The sequence below is a fragment of the Pseudomonas sp. R19M genome, from assembly GCF_050312585.1.
Lineage (GTDB): Bacteria > Pseudomonadota > Gammaproteobacteria > Pseudomonadales > Pseudomonadaceae > Aquipseudomonas > Aquipseudomonas palleroniana.
Genome location: NZ_JBNPJV010000107.1, coordinates 88,927 through 113,334, shown reverse-complemented (window position 1 = coordinate 113,334; position 24,408 = coordinate 88,927). Strand labels below are relative to the sequence as shown.

Genomic DNA, 24,408 nt, shown 5'->3' with positions numbered 1-24,408 from the left:
CCTGGCTACAGCGCCAGACGCTCCTGGCTACCGTTGAGCTGTCGCAGGTGTGCCTGCATATGCAGGCACCAGATCTGCGGATCGTCCGCCTGCTCGTAACCGTGCAGGGTCAGGCTGTCGACAATCGACTGAAGAATAGTTTCTGCCACGAAGGGTCCATGAAACGGGCCTTGGGACTTGATGGTGGAAGGCTGTTCGCCGGTCATTCCGGCGGCAAACAACAACGTCCACATCCCGTTATCCCCTGCCAGAGGACGAATGGAGCATTCGATACGGGTGACCAGGCCCAGGCACTGGCGGGTAAGGCTGAGGTTGCGCGACATGGCGGCGACCCTCGGTAGATCGGTGTTCAACCTCAGGCACATGGCGAGGCTGTTTCTATCCTGCGACTCCTGTGGATATCCCTTAAGTTGAGAATAGAGGAAAACCACAACAAACCAAGGTTGTAGGGACCAACGGGCATGGCCCCTCAATAATCGTCAATTTATTGGCTAGCCACCTCAAAAAAAATAAACCGCCAACCCAATGTGGGAGCTTGCTCCCGATAGCGATGTGTCAGTCAACCTATTCAGTGATGACCTACCGCTATCGGGAGCAAGCCCCCTCCCACACTTGCCGCGTCAAACCTAAATTCAGGTGGGTTTGGCTTCAACCAGGGCTTGCTGTGCCAGCTCTTTCTCCGCTTCCTTCAGGTCTTCCTCGCTGATCATCTCCGCAATCGCCCGCAGGCGCTCAACCACTCGCGCATTCACGCTGCCTTCCGGGAATTGCCCTTCGGCATCCGGCTCGCCGGCAGGCTCGCCCACCAGCAGGCTCAAGGCCTCATCCGCCTGACGCACGGCATAGATGTGGAATTGGCCGTTGCGCACCGCCTGCAATACCTTCTCGTCGAGCATCAGCGTGGCGACGTTGGCCTGGGGAATGATCGCCCCTTGCTCGCCGGTCAACCCACGGGCCTCGCAGAGGCGGAAGAAGCCTTCGATCTTCTCGTTGACCCCGCCCACCGCCTGCACTTCACCAAACTGGTTGATCGAACCGGTGATCGCAAAACACTGCTTGAGCGGCGTCTTCGACAACGCCGAGATCAACGTGCACGCCTCGCCCAGGGACGCGCTGTCGCCGTCCACGTAACCGTAGGACTGCTCCAGCGCGATACTCGCCGAGATCGCCAGCGGGAATTCCTGGGCATACCGGCTGCCCAGGTAACCGGTGAGGATCATCACGCCCTTGGAGTGAATCGGCTGGCCGAGGTTAACTTCACGCTCGATGTCGACGATGCCACTGCCGCCGGGATACACCGTGGCGGAAATCCGCGCCGGCACGCCGAAGGCCGAATCGCCGACTTCCAACACTGTCAGCCCGTTGCACTTGCCGACGGCTGCACCGGCGGTGTCGATCAGGATCACCCCGGCGAGCATGTCGTCGAGAATCCGCGCCGACACACGCCCGGTGCGCGTGGCCTTGGCCTTGAGCGCACGTTCGATATGGCCGGCGTCGGTCATTTCGTCACCCGCCAGATGGCGAATGAAGTCCGCTTCGCTGACCAATTGGAACAAATCGCCAATCCGCGCCGACAAACGCCCCTGATGTTCCGCCAGCCGCGCACTGTAGGTGGCCAGGCGCGCCACCGCATCCGAGGTCAGCGGTGCCATGCCTTCTTCTGACGTGCGGGTTTTAAGCAACTGGGCGAACTGCTCCAGGCTTTCGTCGACCATCGGGATGTCTTCGTCGAAGTCCACCAGCACGCGGAACATCTCCTGGAAGTCCGGATCGGCGTCCTGCAACGCGTAGTAGAGCTGGCGCGAGCCGATGATGATGACCTTGACCTGCAACGGAATCATCTGCGGGTTGAGGGTCACGGTGGCCAAGCGGCCCAGCTCGCCCAGGGGCGACTCCATCTTCAACTTGCGCGATTGCAGGGAACGCTTGAGCGCGTCCCACACAAACGGCTCGCCGAGCATTTTTTCCGCTTCAAGGATCAGGAAACCGCCATTGGCACGGTGCAGGGCACCCGGGCGCAACTGGCGATAAGTGGTGTAGAGCGCGCCCTGGTCGGTGCTGTATTCGATACGACCGAACAGGTTGTCGTAGGTCGGGTGCGGTTCGAAAACCACCGGCGCGCCGCCATTGGTCGGGTGGCCTACCACCAGGCTCGGGCAGTATTGCTCCTCGAGCAGCTTGCGGGCCTGGGCGTCGGTCTTGGCATCGTCCACCAGTTGCTCGACCACGGTCTTGAGCAGGTACACCTGCATGGCTTGCAGGTAACCGCAGACGGCGGCGTTTTCCGCGTACTTTTCCGACAGCGGAGCGAGCAATGGCTGCAGGGCCAGGGTGATGGTTTCTTCGTTGAATTGGCGCAGTTGGTTGTTGGACTCACGCTTCCACTGCGGCAGGCTGGCCAGTTCCTCGTTGAGGCGCTCTTCCAGCTCGGAAATGTCCGTGTGGAAGCGCTCGCGGTCGGCTTCCGGCAATTGCGAGAACTCGGCTTCGTCCAGCGCCTTGCCGTCGAGCATCGGCGTGAAAGCGATGTTGGAGCTGTCGCGGTACAGCGCTACGTCTTTTTCCAGGGCCAGGCGTTCGATGACGTCCAACGCCTTGTCGTAACGCTGGTTGAAGGCGCGGTCGATGGCGCTTTTGCGCTGTTGATAAGTCGGGTGTTCGAAGACCGCCGGGAAAGTCGCCACCAGGTTGTCGACCAGGCCGTTGATATCGGCGATGAACGCTGCGGCGGCGCCGCCTGGCAGCTCCAGGGCACGCGGTTCGCGCGGCTCATCGAAATTATTCACATAGACCCAGTCCGCCGGGGTCTGCAGGCGTTTGCCTTCGGCCTTCAGGTAGCGTTTGACGAACGAAAAGCGGCCAGTACCGGGCTCGCCCATGACAAACACGTTGTAACCGGGGCGTGGCATGGCCACACCGAACTGCAAGGCTTCGACCGCACGTTCCTGGCCAAGCACACCGCGAAAAGGCTCCAAATCATTGGTGGTCGAGAAGCTGAACTGTTCAGCGGAGAAAGGGCGAGTCAGCGCTTCGGGCGCTAGACGCAAGCTGGCAGCAACAGGATCAGGCATCGGGCTTCCTTACATCAGGCGGGGCAGATGACGGCATTCTGGCTCTCGCTTGCGCGCTATGGCAAGGCGCGCCGTTGGGAAAGCTGCGCTGCGGTAGGCGCCCTGCAAAAAAAATCGCGATAAGGCCGATTGTTTTATAAAAAATAACGGAACCCCAGGATCATGCCTAAACTCCAAACTGCGCGGGTTGGACTAATAACTGGCCCCTTAGGGCGCTGCGAAGCGCCTGAACCCCTTGTCCATTGGTTTGCACACAAAGAGAACAAAGCTATGAAACGGATCCTTCTTGGTACTCTCTTCACCGTTGTCTCCCTCAATGCTATGGCAGAAGCACCAGGCGGCCCGAACTGCGGTTGGGGCAACATGCTGTTCGAAGGCCAGCGCGGTACTCCGGCGCACTTCCTCGCGTCGACCACCAACGGCACCTCGGGTAACGCCACCTTCGGCATGACCTCGGGCACCAACGGCTGTAACACCAACAGCAAGCTGACCTACGGCGGCAAGTCCTGGATTGCCATGAATGGCATGATGAACGAGCTGTCCGAAGACATGGCCAAAGGCAATGGCGAAGCACTGACCACCTACGCGGTGGTACTGGGCGTAGCCCCTGAGGACCGCGAGCACTTTGCGGCAGTGACCCACGAGCACTTCCAGCAGATCTTCAGCAAAGCTGACGTGACCGCCGACGACGTGCACACCAACACCCTCGCTGTACTGAAAGGCGATGCCCGCTTGGCGAAATACGCGACCCAAGCTTAAGCTCGACCCGCCCGCGTCTTGCGAGACGCGGGCCTTATTTTTTGGACCCGCCCCCCTTTGGGTCTCACTTATTCCGACTTAAGTTGCCCCTATGCTCAAACGCTTTGCCTGGTTGGCACTCTTCGCTTGCGCCCCGCTGTATGCGGCCGCGCCTATTGATGATCAACGTTTGCAGCAACTGGCCAACGACCCGTTCTGGCTATCTTTGGGCCATTACGAAGCCGGCAAAATCAGCGGCTGGCGCAGTTATGTCAGCGACAAGAAATTCTTCATTGCTGCCGATGGCGCACACCACCCGGATGCCGAACTCAAGGCCACCGTCCAGGCGCTGTACCAACCTGCCAGCCTGGGTGAAAAACACGCCCAATGCGTGTACCCCGCACGGACCCGCTGGCTCAAGGACCAGTTGCACCTGACCGACCTGCCCGCCGTGGACTGCACAGAGTTCAAGCAATGGTTCAAGGACGTCGCGCCCCACAGCGCCGTGATGATCTTCCCGGCGGCCTACCTCAACAGCCCGTCGTCGATGTTCGGTCACACGCTGCTGCGCATCGACCAGGCTGACGTGCAGAGCAACAACACCGCCCTGCTCAGCTATGCAATCAACTTCGGCGCCTATATCGAAGGCTCCGACAACAGCATTCTTTACGCCTGGAAGGGCCTGATGGGCGGTTATCCCGGCCTGTTCGCGCTGGTGCCTTACCAGGAAAAACTTTCGGAGTACCGTAGCCTCGAAAACCGCGACCTGTGGGAATACCGCCTGAACCTGACCCAGGTCGAAACCGAACGCATGGTCGAGCATGTGTGGGAGCTCAAGCAGATCCAGTTCGACTACTTCTTCTTCGACGAAAACTGCTCGTACCGCCTGCTGGAGCTGCTGCAAGTAGCCCGTCCCGGCCTGCGCCTGACGGAGCAATTCCCGCTGACCGCCATTCCAACCGACACCGTCAAGGCGGTAAAGGATGCGGGGTTGGTCGAGAAGATCGACTATCGCCCGTCCCGCGAGCGCGAGTTGCTGGAGCGCGCCAAACCACTGGATGGCGATGAACAGCAATGGGTGCTGAAAATCAGCGACGACCAGAAGCAATTGCAGGCGCCGGCCTTCAAAGCCCTGCCCCGCGAGCGCCAGGCGCTGATCATCGACGCGGCCTACCGCCTGGGTCGCTACCGCGCCAATGGCCTGGAGCGCGACACCGAACGCTCCCAGCGCAGCTTCGAACTGCTGCGCGCCATCAACCAGAACCCGGCGCCCGACCTCAAGATCGAACGCCCCGGCCTGCCCGAGAACGGCCATGAGTCACGCACCTGGCAGGCCGGCATCGGCACACGCGGCAGCAAGACCTTCGGCGAATACGGCCTGCGCATGGCCTACCACGACCTCAACGACAACGCCGAAGGCTTCCCGCTTGGTGCACAGATCGAAATCCTGCAAATGAAACTGCGCCAGTACGAAGGCAACCACTGGCAGCTGCAGCAACTGGACCTCGCCACCATCCGCTCCCTGACCCCGCGCAACGCCCTTTTGCAACCCTGGTCATGGCAAGTCACCGGCGGCCTGGAACGCGTGCCGGGCAAGCACGACGACCAAACCCTGGTGGCCCACGTCAACGGTGGTGCGGGCAGCACCTGGCAACTGAGTGACGACATGCTCGGCTTCGCCCTCGGCACCGTACGCGTGGAGCATAACAACGACTTCAGCGAAGCCATCTCCCCTGCAGCCGGGTTCAACACCGGCGTGCTGTGGAAAAACCCGTTGGGGAATCTGAGCCTGGAAGCCAAGGGCGACTTTTTCACCAATGGTGAAGTGCGGCGCAGTATCAGCCTGAACCAGCAATGGGAGTTGTCACGTAACCTCGGATTACGCTTGAGTGCGCAGCGCGAGTACAGCCACCTGTCGACGCCGATGAATGAAGTGATGCTTGAAGTGAAGTGGTACCACTACTGATTCCAAGTGTGGGAGGGGGCTTGCTCCCGATAGCGGTGTGTCAGTCACTGGCTACTTGACTGATGCCATGCCATCGGGAGCAAGCCCCCTCCCACATTTCGGCTCGCGTATATTCAGCTACATCGCATCGCCCACCCATTCAGGAGCTCAACCAACATGGCTGTTACCTGCACTACCCTCGAAGAAGTCCGAACCCACATCGACCACCTCGACCAACAAATCGTCACCCTGCTGGCCGAGCGCGGCCGCTACGTCTCCCAGGCCGCACGCTTCAAAAAAGACACCGATGGCGTCAAGGCGCCCCAGCGGGTTGAACAGGTGATCGCCAAGGTAAGAGGTTTATCGCAGACCGTGGGCGCCAACCCTGCAGTCACTGAACAGGTGTATCGCGCGATGATTGCGGCGTTTATCGAGCAGGAATTGGCGGAGCATGCAGTGCTGACAAACTAAACCGTCATCTACGCATCAAATTCGCAACCCACTTCTAACCCTTTGATAAATATGAGGGAAATTTCGGACAAAATTTTAGCTTTTTTCAATCAACCCAAAATGTGCCTCTTACTTCATTCTCTTTATGGGATTTTATGACTAGTATCGGATGGCAAATCAAATTGCCACCACCCCATCTATACACGGATCTGAATAGGTAAGAGGCTCACCATGGATTTCTTTGAAAAGCTAACCAGCTTGGCAGCAAAAGTGCGGTTACAAGGCCCCGCCATCCAAACAGAAGAAGCGACAAAAAATGCTTTCGTAATGCCTTTCATCAACACCGTATTGGGCTACGACGTATTTGATCCACAGGAAGTGACACCAGAATTTGTCTGTGATATTGGGACAAAGAAGGGTGAAAAAATTGACTACGCAATCATGAAAAATGGTGAAGTCCAAATACTCATCGAATGTAAAAAGATTGGCGAGTCATTGAGCATCAATCACGCCTCACAGCTTTTTCGGTATTTCCATGTTACGAGTGCAAGAATTTCAATTCTCACTAACGGCCAGGTCTACAGGTTTTTTACCGACTTGGACGCTCCCAACAAAATGGACGAAAAGCCATTTTTAGAGTTGGACCTACTGGATATTGATGAGTACGCCGTACCGGAGTTGATTAAACTTACCAAGTCGGCTTTCGATGTTGACTCCATCATCAATGCTGCCGGAGAACTGAAATACGTTAGCCAACTCAAAAAACTCATCGGCGCCCAAGTTATCAAGCCAGAGGATGACTTCGTAAAATTTTTCGCATCTCGTGTTTACGAAGGCGTGATCACGCAAAAAGTGCGTGAGCAGTTTTTCGAACTGACTCGAAAAGCATTAGCACAATTCCTGAACGACCAGATCAACGAACGGCTGAAATCCGCAATGAGCGGTGCTATCGCACCGACAATGGCATCACTCCCCGTCGCGAACAGCGCGAACAGCGCGAGTGCAGATGTTCAGGACAGGAACGAGTCAGAAGACAAGATTCTAACGACGCTTGAAGAGCTAGAGGGTTATCACATCGTCCGAGCCCTCGTTAGATCCGTCGTTGATGCAAAACGGATAGTTCAACGGGATACCCAGAGCTATTTCGGAATACTGCTGGACGACAACAATCGCAAACCTATTTGCCGCCTTCACTTCAATCGCAGCCAAAAGTACCTCGGAATATTCGACGAGGAAAAAAATGAGACCCGGCACGCGATTTCGTCTATCGACGAGATTTACGAGTACGCGGAACAGCTGAAGAAGACAGTGGGCTATTACGACTGAAGGCCACATCGGCCTGCCTTGAGCCATTGGAAGTCCTATGGCGAGCAGAGCAAGCCTGCTCGCCACATGCGTGGTCCTGGCGTTAAGTGTCGGGCGTCATCGCTTGGGTCAGGTCGTCCACGACGGCCTTGCCCATCTCACACAGATAATGCGCAGCCCATGCGTATTGTTCGCCACGCACATCCATCGCAGCTTCCATAGCGAGTTTCTTGGAGTAGAAAAGCAAAGTGGAGGCGTGTTCCAGAGCCTCATCAATCGGCATGCCGGAATTGACGCGGAACAGTGGTTTTTCGTTTTCACCGTAGTCGCCGAAGGTAACGACGCCGAGAGTGGTAATTGAAGATAGGGGCGGATCTGGGACGACTTTAGACATGGTGTACCTACTAAGTGAGATGAAGGACCACCACAACACGTCGCTAAACATATAGGGGTGGCAGCTGTACGCAGGTTAGCGAACCGGTCACCTAGACACCCGGCAGATCCGAAGATCTCCCGCGCACAGCCGCCATGACACGTTATCGACAGGCGTAAAGAATTCCTGCCAAGTGTGTAAAGAGGATGAATCTTAGTGATTCGGGTCGCTAAACCCGGTCGCTGTTTTCACAGCGAAGCCAGGAGACTAGTGACCCAAACCGTAAGGCACAATAGGTCGGAGATTCTCTAGGAATCGTCCTGCAAATTAAAGAGAATCATCGTTGATGGCCCTTTAACCCAACACCGTTCTCACACCCCTTTCACGCCGCCCCGACAAATTCCCTTCTAGACTTCCCCTATCAGCCGTGAAACGGCCAGGGAGCAAGCAATGTGGCGGTATGCGGTAATGCTGTGTGCGGCAGTGTGGTTGTCGGGTTGCCAGTCCACCCATCAAGAGTTGCTGGCCAAGGGTTATCCACCGGCCTTTGCCGATGGCTTCGATGATGGCTGCAGCAGCGGTCGCCAGGCTGCCGGGGTGATCAGCGGGGAGTTTCGCAAGAACGTGCCGCGTTATCTGAAAGACCGCGAATACGCCGCGGGTTGGGAAGATGGCTTTCGCCAGTGCAAGGCCATGCGTGAGAACGAAGAGCTGCGTGACTACAAGGACAACCATTGGGACGAGCGTGAGCGCGCCTGGCAGCAGGAAAAGGACCGCGACGCCGCCCGGGCTTATCGCTCGCAATAGGTCGCTTTCAGACATCCGCAGAAACTAAAGCGCGGCGAACATGGCCCAAGCTCCATAGAGGGAGAATGTCATGAGCCGAGCTTTTGTTAATGAAGACAGCGCCGCCGCCCAGGCCGACCAGCCGGTGGAGCGTCAGGTCAGCGGCCAGCCCAATCGCCTTACCGCCCAAGGGCTGGCGCAGTTGCAGGCCAGGGTTGCGCAATTGCAGCACGCGTACAGCGCCGAAGCCGCCAAGGGCGAGCAGGCCGACAAGCAGCGCCAGGCCGACCTTGAGCGGGATTTGCGTTACTTCAACCAACGCGTCCAGAGCGCTCAGGTCGTGCCTCCCGCCTTGTCGACCGACAAGGTGCAGATCGGCAGTTGGGTGACCTTTGCCAATGAGCAAGACGAGCAGCAACGCATTCAACTGGTCGGAGAAGACCAGGCCGATGCTCACGCCCATTTGATCAACTGGGGCTCGCCGCTGGGCCGCGCATTGCTGGGCGCCCAAGTGGGCGACGAGGTGCTGTGGAAGCGCCCCGTCGGCGATCAGTTGATCGAAGTGATGCGTATCGAGCCCGAGGCTTAGACGATGCCTTGGGCCAGCATCGCGTCGGCCACTTTCACGAAGCCTGCGATGTTCGCGCCCTTCACGTAGTTGACCCGGCCGTTTTCTTCGCCGTAGTGCACGCAGGCGTGATGGATCGACTGCATGATGTTGTGCAGCTTGCTGTCCACTTCACCGGCGGTCCACAACAGGCGCATGGCGTTCTGCGACATTTCCAGGCCACTCACGGCCACCCCACCGGCGTTGGACGCCTTGCCCGGCGCGAACAGGATGCCCGCATCGATAAAGATATCCACTGCCTCCAGCGTGCTCGGCATGTTGGCACCTTCGGCCACGCAGAGGCAGCCGTTGCGCAGCAGGGTACGGGCGGCCTCGGCGTCGAGTTCGTTCTGGGTGGCACACGGCAGGGCAATATCGCAGGCCAGTTCCCAAGGGGTTTTACCCTTACGGAATTCCAGGCCGAAGCGTTCAGCCAGCTCACTGATGCGACCGCGCTGCACGTTTTTCAGCTCCAGCAGCGCCGACCATTGCGCTTCGGTCAAACCGCTTTCGGCGTACAGGGTGCCCTCGGAGTCGGACAGGGAAATTACCTTGCCGCCCAGGTCCATCACCTTACGCGCCGCGTATTGCGCGACGTTGCCGGAACCCGAGATGGCCACGCGCTTGCCTTCAACGCGCTGGCCGTCGCGCTTGAGCATTTCTTCGGCGAAGTACACGCAACCGAAACCGGTGGCTTCAGGTCGGATCAGGCTGCCGCCGTAGGTCATGCCCTTGCCGGTCAGCACGGAGGTGAACTGGTTGCTCAGGCGCTTGTACTGGCCGAACAGGAAGCCGATTTCACGCGCGCCCACGCCGATATCGCCGGCGGGTACGTCCACGTCAGCGCCGATATGACGGTACAACTCGCTCATGAAGGCCTGGCAGAAACGCATGACTTCGGCATCGCTCTTACCTTTCGGGTCGAAGTCCGAGCCGCCTTTGCCGCCGCCCATGGGCAACGAGGTCAGGGAGTTCTTGAAGGTCTGTTCGAAGGCGAGGAATTTCAGTACGCCGAGGTTCACCGACGGGTGAAAACGCAGGCCGCCTTTATAGGGGCCAATGGCACTGTTCATCTGGATGCGGAACCCGCGATTGACCTGGACCTTGCCGTGATCATCCACCCAAGACACCCGGAAGGTAATGGCGCGTTCCGGCTCACAGATGCGCTCGAGAATGCCCGACGCCAGGTAGTGGGGATTGGCTTCAAGAAACGGCCACAGGCTGCGTAGGACCTCTTCCACGGCTTGGTGGAATTCCGGCTGGTCGGGGTCGCGTTTCTTGAGGCGAGCGAGGAAGGATTCGACGGATTCGATCATGAAAAGTCTCGGCAATTTTATTGTAATCAGGGTCGATTTGACCCGGACCTTAACAATTCATATCGCACCTGAAAAGCGCAAAATGTCGCCTTTGTGAATTTAAATGGTGCATTGGATATAAATAACTGGGCTTATTTGCACCAAAAAAGTGATTTCAACCTGGAGCACGCACCAGCAGTTGGAGCGCTATCGGGAGCAAGCCCCCTCCCACATTTGATTGGGTTCCAGCCTTTGGAATGCGGTCGAATGTGGGAGCGGGCTTGCTCGCGAACGAATCCACCTCGGTCTCCGGATAAAAGCAAAAAAAAACGGAGCCCGAAGGCTCCGTTCTTCTATCAACCAGCCAAATCAGGCCAGTTTCTTGTGCCGCACACGGTGCGGCTGGGCAGCTGCTTCGCCCAGGCGCTTTTTACGGTCCGCTTCATACTCGGTGTAGTTGCCTTCGAAGAACACTGCTTGGGAGTCATCTTCGTACGCCAGGATGTGGGTCGCGACGCGGTCAAGGAACCACCGGTCGTGAGAGATCACAATGGCGGCGCCCGGGAAGTCCAGCAGGGCTTCTTCCAGGGAACGCAGGGTTTCAACGTCGAGGTCGTTGGACGGTTCGTCGAGCAGCAGCACGTTGCCGCCCTCTTTCAGGGTCAGGGCCAGGTGCAAGCGACCCCGCTCACCACCCGACAGGTCCTTGACGAACTTCTGCTGGTCACCGCCCTTGAAGTTGAAGCGCCCCACGTAGGTACGCGACGGGATTTCATAGTTGCCGATGCGGATCTGGTCGGAACCGTCGGAGATCTGCTGGAACACGGTCTTGCTGCCGTCGAGGTCGTCGCGGCTTTGGTCCACACAGGCAAGCTGCACGGTTTCGCCGATCTCGATGCTGCCGGAGTCCGGTGTCTCCTTGCCCATCAGCATGCGGAACAGCGTGGACTTACCCGCACCGTTACCGCCAATAACGCCGACGATCGCGCCTTTTGGCATGGAGAACGACAGGTTGTCGATCAACACGCGGTCGCCATAGCCTTTGGTGACGTTCTTGAATTCGATGACCTTGTCACCCAGGCGCGGGCCGGCCGGGATGTAGATCTCGTTGGTTTCGCTGCGCTTCTGGAATTCCTGCGATTGCATTTCTTCAAAGCGTTGCAGACGTGCCTTGGATTTGGACTGGCGGGCCTTGGCGCCTTTGCGCACCCATTCCAGTTCTTCCTTCATGGCTTTTTCGTGGGCCGATTGCTGCTTGGATTCGGCGGCCAGACGCTCGGACTTGGCTTCCAGCCAACCGGAATAGTTGCCCTCGTAAGGAATACCGGCGCCGCGGTCGAGTTCCAGAATCCAGCCGGCAACGTTGTCCAGGAAGTAGCGGTCGTGCGTGATCGCAACCACGGTGCCCGGGAAATCGTGAAGGAAGTGTTCCAGCCAGGCGACGGAGTCGGCATCCAGGTGGTTGGTCGGTTCGTCGAGCAGCAGCATGTCGGGAGCCGACAGCAGCAGGCGGCACAGGGCCACGCGACGTTTTTCACCACCGGACAGGTGTTCGACCTTGGCGTCCCACGCCGGCAGGCGCAGCGCATCGGCGGCGACTTCCAGCTGGCGCTCCAGGTTATGGCCATCGCCCGCCTGCAAGATGGCTTCGAGCTTGGCCTGTTCGGCGGCAAGCTTGTCGAAGTCGGCATCCGGTTCGGCGTAAGCGGCGTAGACCTCGTCCAGGCGCGCCTGGGCGTCCTTGATAACGCTGACGGCCTCTTCGACCACTTCACGTACGGTCTTGGCCGGGTCCAGTTGCGGCTCCTGCGGCAGGTAGCCGATGTTCAGTTCCGGCATCGGGCGGGCTTCGCCTTCGAACTCGGTGTCGACGCCGGCCATGATTTTCAGCAACGTGGACTTACCCGAACCGTTGAGGCCGAGCACGCCGATCTTGGCGCCAGGGAAGAAGGACAGCGAAATGTTTTTCAGGATTTCCCGCTTCGGCGGAACAACTTTTCCCAGCCGATGCATGGTGAAGACGTATTGAGCCATGGTAAACCTAGCGTCAGTGACTGATGGATTAAGCGGGCGAAGCCCGTGCAGGCCATGCGCCACGCGGGCCGTTGACGGAAATCAATGCCTGCGTGCGGAAAAAGCCTGAATGTCTGGGGCTGGAACGCCCCCGCGTAACCGGCAAAGCTACCTCAATGCGCTTGGTCAGTCCAGCCAAGCGGGACTGGCACTTTGCCACAACTCAAGGCATGCTAGCCGCCCTTCGGGCGTCCGGCTTATAGTGCACGTCGCGCGCCAGTCCAGCCAAACCGCAGGATCACAGCTTGTCCAAAGTCACGCCGCCAACTCCCTTGCGCGCCGCTCATATTGCGCCGGGAGCGCCCCTGCACGGCACCCTCAAAGGCGCGTTGGCGACGCTTGTCCTCATGCTGCTCGCCCTATTGTTCTGGCAGTTGCTGGACCAACTGCAGCAAAACCAGAAAAACCAGCAGCAGTACACTATCGATTACAGTGCCGACCTGGCTGAACAGATCAGCCTGAACATGGCCCTGAGCGCGCAGATCGCTCTCAACCTGCTGCCCATTGTCGAGCCGCCAAGCACTCCCGAGCAGCAACAAGCCTTGATGCGCAGCTTACAGCGCTCCTTGCCGGAGCTGCGCAGCTTCGCCCTGCTCGCGCCCAGCGGCGCGATGATCAGCGATACCGCCAGTGACAGCCAGGACAGTGCCTGGCTGGAAGAACTGGTCAAGCGCAGCCATTCCCAGTCCTATTACCTGAGCAACAACAAGGACGGCACCCTCATCTATCTGCTGCTGCACCAGCCCAGCGGCGGCTCGAAGGTGTATTGGGCCTTGCGCCTGGCCCCCAGCTACCTGACCAACCTCACGCCCCAGGACGGCCAGGGGCCGCGCCCGATGTGGGCGATTGAAAACCGCCTGAACCAGCGCGTGGTCAGCCGTGACAGCGGAATGCCGGCTCACTGGCCTGCTGCGCTGACCCCGGACGAGTTGGATAAAAGCGTACTGGTCACGCCCTTGAGCAAAAGCGACTGGCAATTGCGCGGGCTGTTCGACCGCAGTGCGGTGCTGGAGCAGCTGTTGCCGGCGTTTATCGGCAAATGCCTGCTGGGCCTGGCCTTCTCGCTGGTGCCGGTGATCGTGCTGCTGAACATGCGTCGCCGCCAACGCCAGGTGCATGAAGGCCGGCGGCGCTATCAGGACATTTTCGAAGGCACCGGCGTGGCCCTGTGCGTGCTGGACTTGTCGGGCCTCAACAGCTTTTTTGACAAGCCCTACCTGCAGACCCGCGAGCAACTGAATCTTTGGTTGCAGGACAACCCCCACGGGCACAAGCAGTTGCTCAAAGAGTTACGCATCACCGAGGTCAACCAGGTTGCAGTGCGCCTGCTCAACGTGTCGTCCTGCGAGGAAGCCTGGCAGCGGTTGATCAATGACTGCCCGGACAACGCCACGTCCATCGGCCACCAGATACTCGAAGCGTTGCGCACTCACCAGAACCAGCTGGAGCTGGAAATCCGCTGCAAGGACCTGGCCGGCAACGAGCAATACCTGTGGCTGGTCATGCGCCTGCCGGAGCAGCAGGACGATTTTAATGCGGTGATCCTGAGCATCAGCGATATCACCAGCCGCAAGCTGATCGAGCTGTCGCTGGTGGAGCGCGAAAGCTTCTGGTCGGACGTGGTGCGCACCGTGCCCGACCACCTGTATGTGCAGGACGTCATCAGCCAGCGCATGATCTTCAGCAACCACCACTTGGGCCACACCCTGGGCTACAACAAGGCCGAACTGCAGCAAATGGGTGAGTACTTCTGGGAAATCCTGCTGAACCCCGAAGACGCCGAGTACTACCACGACCTGCGCCAGCAACAGCGCCAGGCCGGTTACTCGACCCAATTGCAATGCCAACTGCGCTTTCGCCATCGCAATAACCAGTGGCGGCGCTTCGATATCCGCGAGCAAGCCCTGGCACGCGACAAGAGCGCAGTGGTCACGCGGATCATCGGCGTGGCCAAGGACATTACCGACCAGATCGAAGCCAGCGAATCCCTGCGCGACAGCGAGCAGCGCTACCGCATGCTGGCCGAGAGCATCAGTGACGTGATCTGCTCCACCGACAGCCAACTGGCCCTCAACTACATCAGCCCGTCGGTCAACGCCGTGCTCGGGTATGACGTGGACTGGGTGTTCAAGAACGGCTGGCAGTCGATTATCGCCAACCCGCAGCAATTGACCGGCATTTATACCCTGATGGAGCAAGTCAGCCGTGCCCTGGGTGATGCCGACGCCCTGAATACCCTGCGCGATGAAATACAGACCCAGTTGTTCCTGTTCGACTGCCTGCGCGCCGATGGCCGCAAGGTGCCGATCGAGTTGCGCCTGGTGCTGGTGTGGGATGAGCACGGCGCGTTCGAAGGCATCCTCGGCGTGGGCCGCGATATCAGCCAGCAACGCCGCGCGGAGAAAGACCTGCGCATGGCGGCCACGGTATTCGAACACTCGACGTCGGCGATCCTGATTACCGACCCGGCGGGTTATATCGTGCAGGCCAACGAGGCGTTCAGCCGGGTCAGCGGGTATGACGTGGCGGATGTGCTCGACCAGTTGCCCAACATGCTCACCGTCGACGAACAACAGGAAGCTCATCTGCGCTACGTGCTCAAGCAGTTGCACCAGCACAGCACCTGGGAAGGCGAAGTGTGGCTCAAGCGTCGCAACGGCGAACATTATCCGGCCTGGGTCGGCATTACCGCCGTGTTCGACGATGAAGGCGACCTGGCCAGCTACGTGTGTTTCTTCAGTGATATCAGCGAGCGCAAGGCCAGCGAACAACGCATCCACCGCCTGGCGTATTACGACGCCCTGACCCACCTGCCCAACCGCACGCTGTTCCAGGACCGCCTGCACACCGCGTTGCAGTCGGCCGAGCGGCAAAAGTCGTGGGTGGTGCTGATGTTCCTCGACCTCGACCGTTTCAAGCCGATCAACGACTCCCTCGGCCACGCCGCCGGCGACCGCATGCTCAAGGAAATGGCCACCCGCCTGCTGGGCTGTGTCGCCGAGGACGACACCGTGGCACGCATGGGCGGCGACGAGTTCACCTTGCTCCTGCAACCGCGGGTCAGCCGTGAGATGGCGTTGAACCGTGCGATCACGGTGGCCGAGCAGATTCTCGCCAGCCTGGTGCGGCCTTTTGTACTGGAAGGCCGCGAGTTTTTCGTGACCGCCAGTATTGGTATCGCCTTGAGCCCTCAGGACGGCAACGAGCTGAGCCAGTTGATGAAAAACGCCGACACCGCGATGTATCACGCCAAGGAGCGCGGCAAGAACAACTTCCAGTTCTACCAGGCCGACATGAACGCCAGCGCCCTGGAGCGCCTGGAGCTGGAAAGCGACTTGCGCCACGCGCTGGAGCAGAACGAATTCGTGCTTTATTACCAACCGCAATTCAGCGGCGACGGCAAACGCCTGACGGGCGCCGAGGCCCTGTTGCGCTGGCGCCACCCCCGTCGCGGCCTGGTGCCACCAGGCGACTTTATCCCGGTGCTGGAAGAGTTGGGCCTGGTGGTGGATGTGGGCGACTGGGTGCTCAGTGAAGCCTGCCGTCAACTCAAGACCTGGCACCACAACAAGGTACGGGTGCCCAAAGTCTCGGTGAACATCTCGGCGCGGCAGTTCTCGGATGGTCAGTTGGGTGAACGCATCGCCACCATCCTCAAGGACACGGGCCTGCCGCCGGCGTGCCTGGAGCTGGAACTGACCGAAAGTATCCTGATGCGCGAGGTCAACGAAGCCCTGCAAATCCTCGCCGGCCTGAAAAACCTGGGCCTGAGCATTGCGGTGGATGACTTCGGCACCGGCTATTCGTCGCTCAATTACCTCAAGCAGTTTCCCATCGACGTACTGAAGATCGACCGTACCTTTGTCGACGGCCTGCCGTCAGGCGAACAGGATGCCCAGATCGCCCGCGCCATTATCGCCATGGCCCACAGCCTGAACCTGGCGGTGATCGCCGAAGGCGTGGAAACCCATGAGCAACTGGACTTCCTGCGTGAGCATGGCTGTGATGAGGTGCAGGGTTATCTGTTTGGGCGGCCGATGCCGGCCAACCGGTTCGAGGCGCAGTTCAGCAATGATGCGCTGTTCATGTTCGACTGAACTGGCCTCATCGCGAGCAAGCCCCCTCCCACACAATGGCACCGCTGATCCGTGGATGAGCCCCACTTGTCCGCGACATGATGTCCTTTCATATGCCATCTAAAACCCATTGAGTTAGAATGCCTTCCTTTTCTGCCCCCGATCCTTGAGGACCGCCATGTTCAGCCGTGATTTGACTATTGCCAAGTACGACGCCGATCTCTTCGCCGCCATGGAGCAAGAAGCTCAGCGCCAGGAAGAGCACATTGAGCTGATCGCTTCGGAAAACTACACCAGCCCTGCGGTGATGGAGGCTCAAGGTTCGGTTCTGACCAACAAATACGCCGAAGGCTACCCAGGCAAGCGCTACTACGGTGGTTGCGAGTACGTCGACGTGGTCGAGCAGTTGGCGATTGATCGCGCCAAAGAACTGTTCGGTGCCGATTACGCCAACGTCCAGCCGCACGCCGGCTCCCAAGCCAACAGCGCGGTGTACCTGGCCCTGCTGCAAGGCGGCGACACCATCCTGGGCATGAGCCTAGCCCACGGCGGTCACCTGACCCACGGCGCCAGCGTTTCCTCCTCCGGCAAGCTGTACAACGCCGTTCAATACGGTATCGATGCCAACGGCCTGATCGACTACGACGAAGTCGAGCGCCTGGCGGTTGAACACAAGCCGAAAATGATCGTGGCCGGTTTCTCTGCCTACTCGCAGATCCTGGATTTCCCACGCTTCCGCGCCATTGCCGACAAAGTCGGCGCTTACCTGTTCGTCGACATGGCCCACGTGGCGGGCTTGGTCGCCGCTGGCGTCTACCCGAACCCGGTGCCTTACGCTGATGTGGTCACCACCACCACCCACAAGACCCTGCGCGGTCCACGTGGCGGCCTGATCCTGGCTCGCGCCAACGCCGACATCGAGAAGAAGCTGAACTCCGCCGTCTTCCCAGGCGCCCAGGGTGGCCCGCTGGAGCACGTGATCGCGGCCAAGGCGATCTGCTTCAAGGAAGCCCTGCAACCTGAGTTCAAGGCTTACCAGCAACAAGTGGTGAAAAACGCCCAGGCCATGGCCAAAGTGTTTATCGACCGCGGCTTTGACGTGGTATCCGGCGGTACTGAAAACCACCTGTTCCTGCTGTCGCTGATCAAGCAGGACATTTCCGGTAAAGATGCTGACGCTGCCCTGGGCAAAGCCTTCATCACCGTGAACAAGAACTCGGTACCGAACGACCCACGTTCGCCGTTCGTCACCTCCGGCCTGCGCTTCGGCACCCCGGCTGTGACCACTCGTGGCTTCAAGGAAGCAGAGTGCAAGGAACTGGCCGGCTGGATCTGCGACATCCTGGCTGACCTGAACAACGAAGCCGTGATCGACGCGGTCCGTGAGAAGGTCAAGGCCATCTGCAAAAAGCTGCCGGTATACGGCGCTTGATTGCAGTGGTTTGAATAAGAAGCCCGGCTCCAGAGCCGGGTTTTTTTATGCCATTTTCAATTTGAAATGCCATCAACTGTGGGAGGGGGCTTGCTCCCGATGACGGGGTGCCAGGCAGTTATCTATCACTGCCATACCGCCATCGGGAGCAAGCCCCCTCCCACAGTTGCCTGTATTTCAAGTCAGGATTGGTAAACCTGCTGGAACCCGTCGCGAATCTTCTGTTCCGGCAACTCATCGGCAATGAACACGATCACACTCTCCCGCGCCTCGCCCTCGGCCCATTCGGTATCCCAATCGAACCCGTACAGCTTGAGCACGCCCTGGAACACCAGGCGTCGATCCTCCCCGGCAATGTTCAGCACGCCTTTGTAGCGCAGCAGTTGCTTGCCGTGATCTTCGAGCAACTCGTTCATGAACGCGCTGAGACGATCGATATCCAGCGGCTGGTCGGTGCGCAGCACCAGGCTTGAGATGCGGTCGATGGAAGGCGCGGCACTCACCGGACGCAGTGTCATGCCGGCGTTGAGGTTGAAACCGCGCACATCGAGCAGTTCGGCCAGATCGATAGCGCCATGGTCCACCACACGAATCGGCGCACGGCGGTTGATGCGTGTCAGGCGCTGGCTCAGGGCGTCAAACGTCGCGTCATCCACCAAATCACGCTTGCTCACCAGCAGGCGGTCGGCGAAACCGATCTGGGCCTGGGCGATGGTCTGGGTCAGGTGATGTTCGGCGTGGGCGGCGTCCACCAGGGTGATGATGCCGTCGAGGATGTAGCGCTCGCGCAGTTCTTCGTCGATGAAAAACGTCTGGGCCACGGGCGCGGGGTCGGCCAGGCCGGTGCATTCGATCACCAGGCGGTCGAAGGCGATCTCACCGCTGTCCAGGCGTTCCAGCAGCAGGTACAGGGCTTTGGTCAGGTCGGTGTGGATGGTGCAGCACACGCAGCCGTTCGACAGGGTCATGACTTGCACCGGCTCATCACCCAGGAGTTGGGTGTCGATACCGGCGTCGCTGAATTCGTTTTCGATCACGGCGATCTTCAGGCCGTGCTCGGCTTTTAGCAGGTGCCGCAGCAAGGTGGTCTTGCCGGCGCCCAGGAAACCGCTGAGGACCGTGACTGGAATGGGAGAGGACAAGCGCAATTCTCCTGAAGCAATACATAAACAAATGTGGGAGGGGGCTTGCTCCCCATAACGGAGTGTCAGCCACTAATAAGGTCACTGACACTCCGCTATCGGGAGCAAGCCCCCTCCCACAGTAGAAAACCGCCAACCCGCGCTAACGGGTCAGCAGCACTTGGGCCCACCCTTGCCGCCGTAACGGGCCTCTTGGCGTTCCCGGAAGAACGCCTTGTAGTCCATCACCGGTTTGTCCGGGTGTTTGGTTTGCATATGCTCGACGTAAGTGTCGTAGTCGGGCATGCCGACCATCAGGCGCGCGGCCTGACCGAGGTATTTACCGAGGCGACTGATGTCATTGAACATGGTTGCAACCCTCGATTACGCGTCTGGTACAGCCTGGAATGGGGCTTCTTTATCCGTACGTTCCTTGTTGCCCCAGGCGGCGACACCCACCTTGAGCGCATAGAACAGGATACTGAACACCACAAACAGGAACAGCGCCGTCAGCGTTGCGTTGGTGTAGGCGTTGTAGATCACGTGCTGCATCTGGTCGATGCTCTTGGCCGGGGCCAGGATCTGGCCGTTCGCCAGGGCATCGCTGTACTTCTTGGCCAGCGACAGGAAACCGATCGCCGGGTTCGCGTCGAACAGCTTGATGAAGCCTGCGGTGGTCGTGCAGATCAGCAGCCATACCGCCGGCAGCAGGGTGACCCAGATGTAGCGTTGGCGTTTCATCTTGATCAGCACCACGGTGCCCAGCATCAGCGCGATACCCGCGAGCATCTGGTTGGAGATACCGAACAGCGGCCACAAGGTGTTGATGCCGCCCAGTGGGTCGATCACGCCTTGGTACAGCAAGTAACCCCACATCGCTACGCACCCTGCGGTGGCGATCAGGTTGGCGGTCCAGGATTCGGTGCGTTTGAGCGCCGGCACGAAGGAACCCAGCAGGTCCTGCAGCATGAAGCGACCGGCACGGGTGCCCGCGTCGACGGCCGTGAGGATGAACAACGCTTCGAACAGGATCGCAAAGTGGTACCAGAACGCCATGGTGTTTTCACCCGGCAGTACGCTGTGCAGGATCTGCGCGATACCCACCGCCAGGGTCGGCGCACCACCGGCACGGGCCAGGATGGTGGTTTCACCAATGTCGTGGGCCACGGCCTGCAGCGCCTCGGGCGTAATCGCAAAGCCCCAGCTGCTGACGGTTTGCGCCACGGCCATCACATCACCACCGACCACGGCAGCCGGGCTGTTCATGGCGAAGTACACGCCTGGCTCGATCACCGAGGCGGCAACCATGGCCATGATCGCCACGAACGACTCCATCAACATGCCGCCGTAACCGATGTAGCGGGCGTTGGTTTCGTTATCCAGCAGCTTGGGCGTGGTGCCCGAGGAAATCAGTGCGTGGAAACCCGACACTGCGCCACAGGCGATGGTGATGAACAGGAACGGAAACAGGCCGCCCTTCCAGACCGGGCCGGTGCCGTCGATGAATTGGGTCAGGGCCGGCATTTTCAGCTCTGGCATGGTGACCAGGATGCCGATTGCCAGGGCGATGATGGTGCCGATTTTCAGGAAGGTCGACAGGTAGTCACGTGGCGCGAGGATCAGCCACACCGGCAGCACCGCGGCGACGAAACCGTAGCCGATCAGCATCCAGGTGATCTGGATACCGGTGAAGGTAAAGGCTTTGGCCCAGACCGGGTCGGCCGCGATCTGCCCGCCCAGCCAGATCGAACCCAGCAGCAGGAACACCCCGAGGATCGAGATCTCACCAATGCGGCCCGGGCGGATGTAGCGCATGTACACGCCCATGAACATCGCGATCGGGATGGTCGCCATCACCGTGAAGATGCCCCATGGGCTCTCGGCCAGTGCCTTGACGACGATCAGCGCCAGCACCGCGAGGATGATGATCATGATCAGGAAGCAGCCGAACAGCGCGATGGTTCCCGGGATGCGGCCCATCTCTTCACGGACCATGTCGCCCAGCGAACGGCCATTGCGACGGGTGGACAGGAACAGCACCATGAAGTCCTGCACCGCACCGGCCAGTACCACACCGGCAATCAGCCACAGGGTGCCGGGCAGGTAGCCCATTTGCGCCGCCAAGACCGGGCCGACCAGCGGGCCTGCACCGGCAATCGCCGCAAAGTGGTGACCGAACAGAATATGTTTGTTGGTCGGCACATAGTCCAGACCGTCATTGTTGAGCACTGCGGGGGTGGCCCGCCGAGGATCGAGTTGCATCACGTTGTTAGCGATGAACAAGCTGTAGTAGCGATAGGCAACCAGATAAATGGCCACCGCCGCGACCACAATCCACAAGGCGTTGATCGCCTCGCCGCGGCGCAAGGCCACTACGCCCAGGGCGCACGCTCCTACAATCGCCAGCACCAGCCAGGGTAGGTGGCGTAGCAGGCTATTATTATTTTTCATTTTTATATTCCAGCCAGGGTGGACAGAAGGACAGCCACCCCGAGTTTAGCGCTGTTGGCTTCAAAGACCACCCCCCTACGTTGGTCTAGAGCCTTGCAATGGCAAAAAAAGCAGAAAACCACGCCCGATGATGGCGCAGGGCTACAATGCTTCTATCCACAGAGGGATTCACCATGACCGAACACCCGCCTGAACGTCGCTGCTTCCGCCGGATCGCAATGGACGCTGTGACCGAACTTCGGCAAAACGGCCACGAATGGCCGGTTAAATTAGTGGACTTGTCGCTGAAGGGTTTGGCAATAAAACGACCCGAAGCCTGGAAGGGTAACAAGGCATTACCGTTCGAGGTCGATATCCGCCTGGACCCAAAGGCGCACATCAAGATGCAGGTGAAACTGGCCCACGATGGCGACGACCAATTAGGGTTTGTGTGCAAGGAAATCGACCTGGAGTCGATCAGCCATCTGCGCCGGCTGATCGAGCTGAACCTGGGTGACCCGGAAGAACTCGAGCGCGAACTCGGCGCCTTACTGGAAGTGTGATCCCTCAGGGAAATGCCGTTCGTGCCGGGAAGTCGCTTTCCATGTCCCAGTAACCCTGTTTCTGACTTGAAGTGCTCTGCCATTGCCCGTCGACAAAGCGATAAGTCTGATAACGGGCGGTGAAATCATCCTCCTCACCTTCACCCTCGCCCTCCATGAAGCATGACACCTGCAATAACTCATCCGGCCCGCCGCTGGCCGGATGAGCCACTTTCCAGGCCGCCTTGCCCGTGTGGGCCAGGGTCAACGGCTGGACTTTGCCCTCGGCATTCTTGTAGCTCATCGGCTTGAGTTGCTGTGTAGCCGGCTGCAACAGTTGGGTGGCCGGGCCGCTGTAGGTGCCCATCGGCGCGGTTTGATCAACGATCAAAAAATACACAGGTTCGGGCAGCCCGTTGAGCGCAGCTTTCTTGACCTTGGCCAACGGGTAGCCCAGGTCCTGCTGCGCGATCTCCTCACCGGCAGCCGACACCAGCCGCACGCGGGCTTCAAGCAGCGGGTTGTCGACCAGGTCGCCAGGCTCGTCAAACGAGTCTTCAAGCTGCCCGTTGCCCCAACTGTCCTTATGCAGCTGCGCGCTGATGCGCTGGTCCTCCAGCACTTGCAACTGACGGCCCTCTTCGATCGTCAGTGTCTGCGCCAGGCGGTAACCGGCCGGTAGCTGCGCAGCCCAGGCCATGGCGGGTGCGCCGACCAGCAGGACAAACAGGGCCGCGAGGCCCGGGTAACTCAATCGTTGCATAGCGTCCCTTCCCGATTTATTCGAACAGTGCGTCCAACGCCTGCTCCAGGCGCGTGACAGCAATAATTTGCAAACCTGCCGGCGACTCTTTAGGCGCGTTGCCCTTGGGGACGATAGCGCGCTTGAAACCATGCTTGGCGGCTTCCTTCAAGCGCTCCTGGCCACTGGGCACCGGGCGTACTTCGCCAGACAGGCCGACTTCGCCGAACACCAGCAGGTCATGGGGCAATGGCCGGTTGCGCAGGCTGGACATCACCGCCGCCATCAACGCCAGGTCGGAGGCGGTTTCCAGTACCTTGACCCCGCCGACCACGTTGAGGAACACGTCCTGGTCATGGGTGGGAATACCGCCGTGACGGTGCAATACCGCCAGGAGCATCGCCAGGCGATTCTGATCCAGGCCGAGGGTGACCCGTCGCGGGTTGGCCAAGTGGCTGTCATCCACCAGCGCCTGGACCTCCACCAGCATCGGGCGGGTGCCTTCCCACGTTGCCATCACCACGCTTCCCGGGACTTCTTCCTGGGCACGCGTCAGAAAAATTGCCGACGGGTTGGAGACTTCTTTCAACCCCCTGTCGGTCATCGCGAACACGCCGAGTTCGTTGACCGCGCCAAAGCGGTTCTTCACCGCCCGCAACAAACGCAGACGACCATCGGATTCGCCTTCGAAATACAGCACGGTGTCGACCATGTGCTCAAGCACTCGTGGCCCCGCCAGCGCCCCTTCCTTGGTCACATGGCCGACCAGGAAAATCGCCGTGCCGCTCTGCTTGGCATAACGCACCAGCAGCGCCGCACTTTCGCGCACCTGGGACACGCCGCCCGGCGCCGATTGCAGTTGTTCGGTGAAAATGGTCTGGATCGAGTCGATCACCATGACCTTGGGCTTTTCGATACGGGCCGTGGCGATGATGCTTTCGATGCAGGTCTCGGTCATCACCCGCAGTTGGTCCTGGGGCAAACCGAGCCGTCGAGCACGCATGGCCACTTGCTGTTGGGACTCTTCACCGGTGACGTACAGCGCCGGCATGCGGCTGGCGATGCTGCACAGGGTTTGCAGCAGGATGGTCGACTTGCCGATGCCCGGGTCGCCACCGATCAACACCACCGAGCCATCCACCAGGCCGCCGCCGAGCACGCGGTCCAGCTCGCCGGACGCCGTGGAGAACCGCGGGATCTCCTCGACGCTGACCTCGGCCAGCGTCTTGATCTGCGCCTGTTGCCCGGTCCAGCCGGCACGCCCGGCAGGCGCCGCCGCACCGCCGCTTTCGATCATGGTTTCAGTCAGGGTATTCCATGCGCCGCACTCGCTGCACTGGCCGGCCCACTTGGGAAAGGTCGCGCCGCACTCCGTGCAGCCGTACATGCGCTTGGCCTTTGCCATTTGAGAACCTCCAACCG

Annotated in this window: 19 protein-coding genes; 9 read left to right on the top strand and 10 right to left on the bottom strand. The window is 59.7% G+C overall.

The window, feature by feature from the left end:
• Positions 1 to 5: 5 nt before the first annotated feature.
• Both ACQRBT_RS27705 and ACQRBT_RS27700 read right to left on the bottom strand, forming a co-directional pair.
• Entirely contained in the window at positions 6 to 323 is a 318-nt protein-coding gene (locus tag ACQRBT_RS27705) for a hypothetical protein (RefSeq protein ID WP_060752295.1), read from the bottom strand.
• Between the two features lie 309 nt (positions 324 to 632).
• Positions 633 to 3,071 (bottom strand): Lon protease family protein, encoded by a 2,439-nt coding sequence (locus tag ACQRBT_RS27700; protein WP_412047057.1) that lies wholly within the window; start codon positions 3,069 to 3,071, stop codon positions 633 to 635.
• A 270-nt stretch (positions 3,072 to 3,341) separates the two neighbouring features.
• Here ACQRBT_RS27700 and ACQRBT_RS27695 point away from each other — a divergent pair, with 270 nt between their 5' ends.
• From ACQRBT_RS27695 to ACQRBT_RS27680, 4 genes are all read left to right on the top strand, one after another.
• Positions 3,342 to 3,830 (top strand): DUF3015 domain-containing protein, encoded by a 489-nt coding sequence (locus ACQRBT_RS27695; RefSeq protein ID WP_060752297.1) that lies wholly within the window; start codon positions 3,342 to 3,344, stop codon positions 3,828 to 3,830.
• A 91-nt stretch (positions 3,831 to 3,921) separates the two neighbouring features.
• Positions 3,922 to 5,775: a DUF4105 domain-containing protein gene (locus tag ACQRBT_RS27690; RefSeq protein WP_104996025.1), complete on the top strand. Its 1,854-nt coding sequence runs from the start codon at positions 3,922 to 3,924 to the stop codon at positions 5,773 to 5,775.
• 156 nt (positions 5,776 to 5,931) lie between these two features.
• Positions 5,932 to 6,225 carry a chorismate mutase gene (locus ACQRBT_RS27685; protein ID WP_412047058.1) on the top strand — a complete coding sequence of 98 codons (294 nt, stop codon included), beginning with the start codon at positions 5,932 to 5,934 and terminating at the stop codon, positions 6,223 to 6,225.
• 210 nt (positions 6,226 to 6,435) lie between these two features.
• A complete protein-coding gene (locus ACQRBT_RS27680) occupies positions 6,436 to 7,530 on the top strand; it encodes a type I restriction endonuclease (RefSeq protein WP_411985593.1) in 1,095 nt (364 codons plus the stop codon).
• 82 nt (positions 7,531 to 7,612) lie between these two features.
• Here ACQRBT_RS27680 and ACQRBT_RS27675 read toward each other — a convergent pair whose 3' ends face one another.
• Positions 7,613 to 7,903: a DUF3077 domain-containing protein gene (locus tag ACQRBT_RS27675; protein WP_411985592.1), complete on the bottom strand. Its 291-nt coding sequence runs from the start codon at positions 7,901 to 7,903 to the stop codon at positions 7,613 to 7,615.
• 429 nt (positions 7,904 to 8,332) lie between these two features.
• Here ACQRBT_RS27675 and ACQRBT_RS27670 point away from each other — a divergent pair, with 429 nt between their 5' ends.
• The gene (locus ACQRBT_RS27670; RefSeq protein WP_060752300.1) at positions 8,333 to 8,689 is read left to right on the top strand and encodes a hypothetical protein; all 357 of its coding nucleotides are present in this window, start codon (positions 8,333 to 8,335) and stop codon (positions 8,687 to 8,689) included.
• Positions 8,690 to 8,759: 70 nt separating this feature from the next.
• Positions 8,760 to 9,257, top strand: coding sequence for a GreA/GreB family elongation factor (locus ACQRBT_RS27665; RefSeq protein WP_060752301.1), 498 nt, complete (start codon positions 8,760 to 8,762; stop codon positions 9,255 to 9,257).
• Here ACQRBT_RS27665 and gdhA read toward each other — a convergent pair.
• Positions 9,254 to 10,591, bottom strand: coding sequence for an NADP-specific glutamate dehydrogenase (gene gdhA / locus ACQRBT_RS27660; RefSeq protein ID WP_412047059.1), 1,338 nt, complete (start codon positions 10,589 to 10,591; stop codon positions 9,254 to 9,256). The genes ACQRBT_RS27665 and gdhA overlap by 4 nt on opposite strands.
• Positions 10,592 to 10,939: 348 nt before the next feature.
• The gene (ettA, locus tag ACQRBT_RS27655) at positions 10,940 to 12,604 is read right to left on the bottom strand and encodes an energy-dependent translational throttle protein EttA (protein ID WP_060752303.1); all 1,665 of its coding nucleotides are present in this window, start codon (positions 12,602 to 12,604) and stop codon (positions 10,940 to 10,942) included.
• Positions 12,605 to 12,888: 284 nt separating this feature from the next.
• On the opposite strand from ettA, the gene ACQRBT_RS27650 reads away from it, so the two are divergent.
• Positions 12,889 to 16,740 (top strand): sensor domain-containing protein, encoded by a 3,852-nt coding sequence (locus tag ACQRBT_RS27650; protein WP_412047060.1) that lies wholly within the window; start codon positions 12,889 to 12,891, stop codon positions 16,738 to 16,740.
• A gap of 157 nt (positions 16,741 to 16,897) precedes the next feature.
• On the top strand, positions 16,898 to 18,151 hold the full coding sequence (gene glyA / locus ACQRBT_RS27645; protein ID WP_060752305.1) for a serine hydroxymethyltransferase: 1,254 nt from the start codon (positions 16,898 to 16,900) through the stop codon (positions 18,149 to 18,151).
• Positions 18,152 to 18,333: 182 nt separating this feature from the next.
• Here glyA and yjiA read toward each other — a convergent pair whose 3' ends face one another.
• The 3 genes from yjiA to ACQRBT_RS27630 all read right to left on the bottom strand — a co-directional run bounded on the left by yjiA (position 18,334) and on the right by ACQRBT_RS27630 (position 21,723).
• Entirely contained in the window at positions 18,334 to 19,293 is a 960-nt protein-coding gene (gene yjiA, locus ACQRBT_RS27640) for a GTPase (RefSeq protein WP_090365719.1), read from the bottom strand.
• A 150-nt stretch (positions 19,294 to 19,443) separates the two neighbouring features.
• Complete coding sequence (locus ACQRBT_RS27635) at positions 19,444 to 19,641, bottom strand: YbdD/YjiX family protein (protein ID WP_003194308.1); 198 nt, start codon at positions 19,639 to 19,641, stop codon at positions 19,444 to 19,446.
• Between the two features lie 15 nt (positions 19,642 to 19,656).
• Positions 19,657 to 21,723, bottom strand: a complete 2,067-nt coding sequence (locus ACQRBT_RS27630) for a carbon starvation CstA family protein (protein ID WP_161548406.1) — start codon at positions 21,721 to 21,723, stop codon at positions 19,657 to 19,659.
• Between the two features lie 173 nt (positions 21,724 to 21,896).
• Here ACQRBT_RS27630 and ACQRBT_RS27625 point away from each other — a divergent pair, with 173 nt between their 5' ends.
• On the top strand, positions 21,897 to 22,265 hold the full coding sequence (locus ACQRBT_RS27625; protein ID WP_205344966.1) for a PilZ domain-containing protein: 369 nt from the start codon (positions 21,897 to 21,899) through the stop codon (positions 22,263 to 22,265).
• Positions 22,266 to 22,269: 4 nt separating this feature from the next.
• Here the strand turns inward: ACQRBT_RS27625 and ACQRBT_RS27620 are convergent, their stop codons facing one another.
• Both ACQRBT_RS27620 and radA read right to left on the bottom strand, forming a co-directional pair.
• Positions 22,270 to 23,007, bottom strand: coding sequence for a hypothetical protein (locus ACQRBT_RS27620; RefSeq protein WP_412047061.1), 738 nt, complete (start codon positions 23,005 to 23,007; stop codon positions 22,270 to 22,272).
• 16 nt (positions 23,008 to 23,023) lie between these two features.
• Positions 23,024 to 24,391: a DNA repair protein RadA gene (gene radA, locus ACQRBT_RS27615; protein WP_060752310.1), complete on the bottom strand. Its 1,368-nt coding sequence runs from the start codon at positions 24,389 to 24,391 to the stop codon at positions 23,024 to 23,026.
• Positions 24,392 to 24,408: the final 17 nt, after the last annotated feature.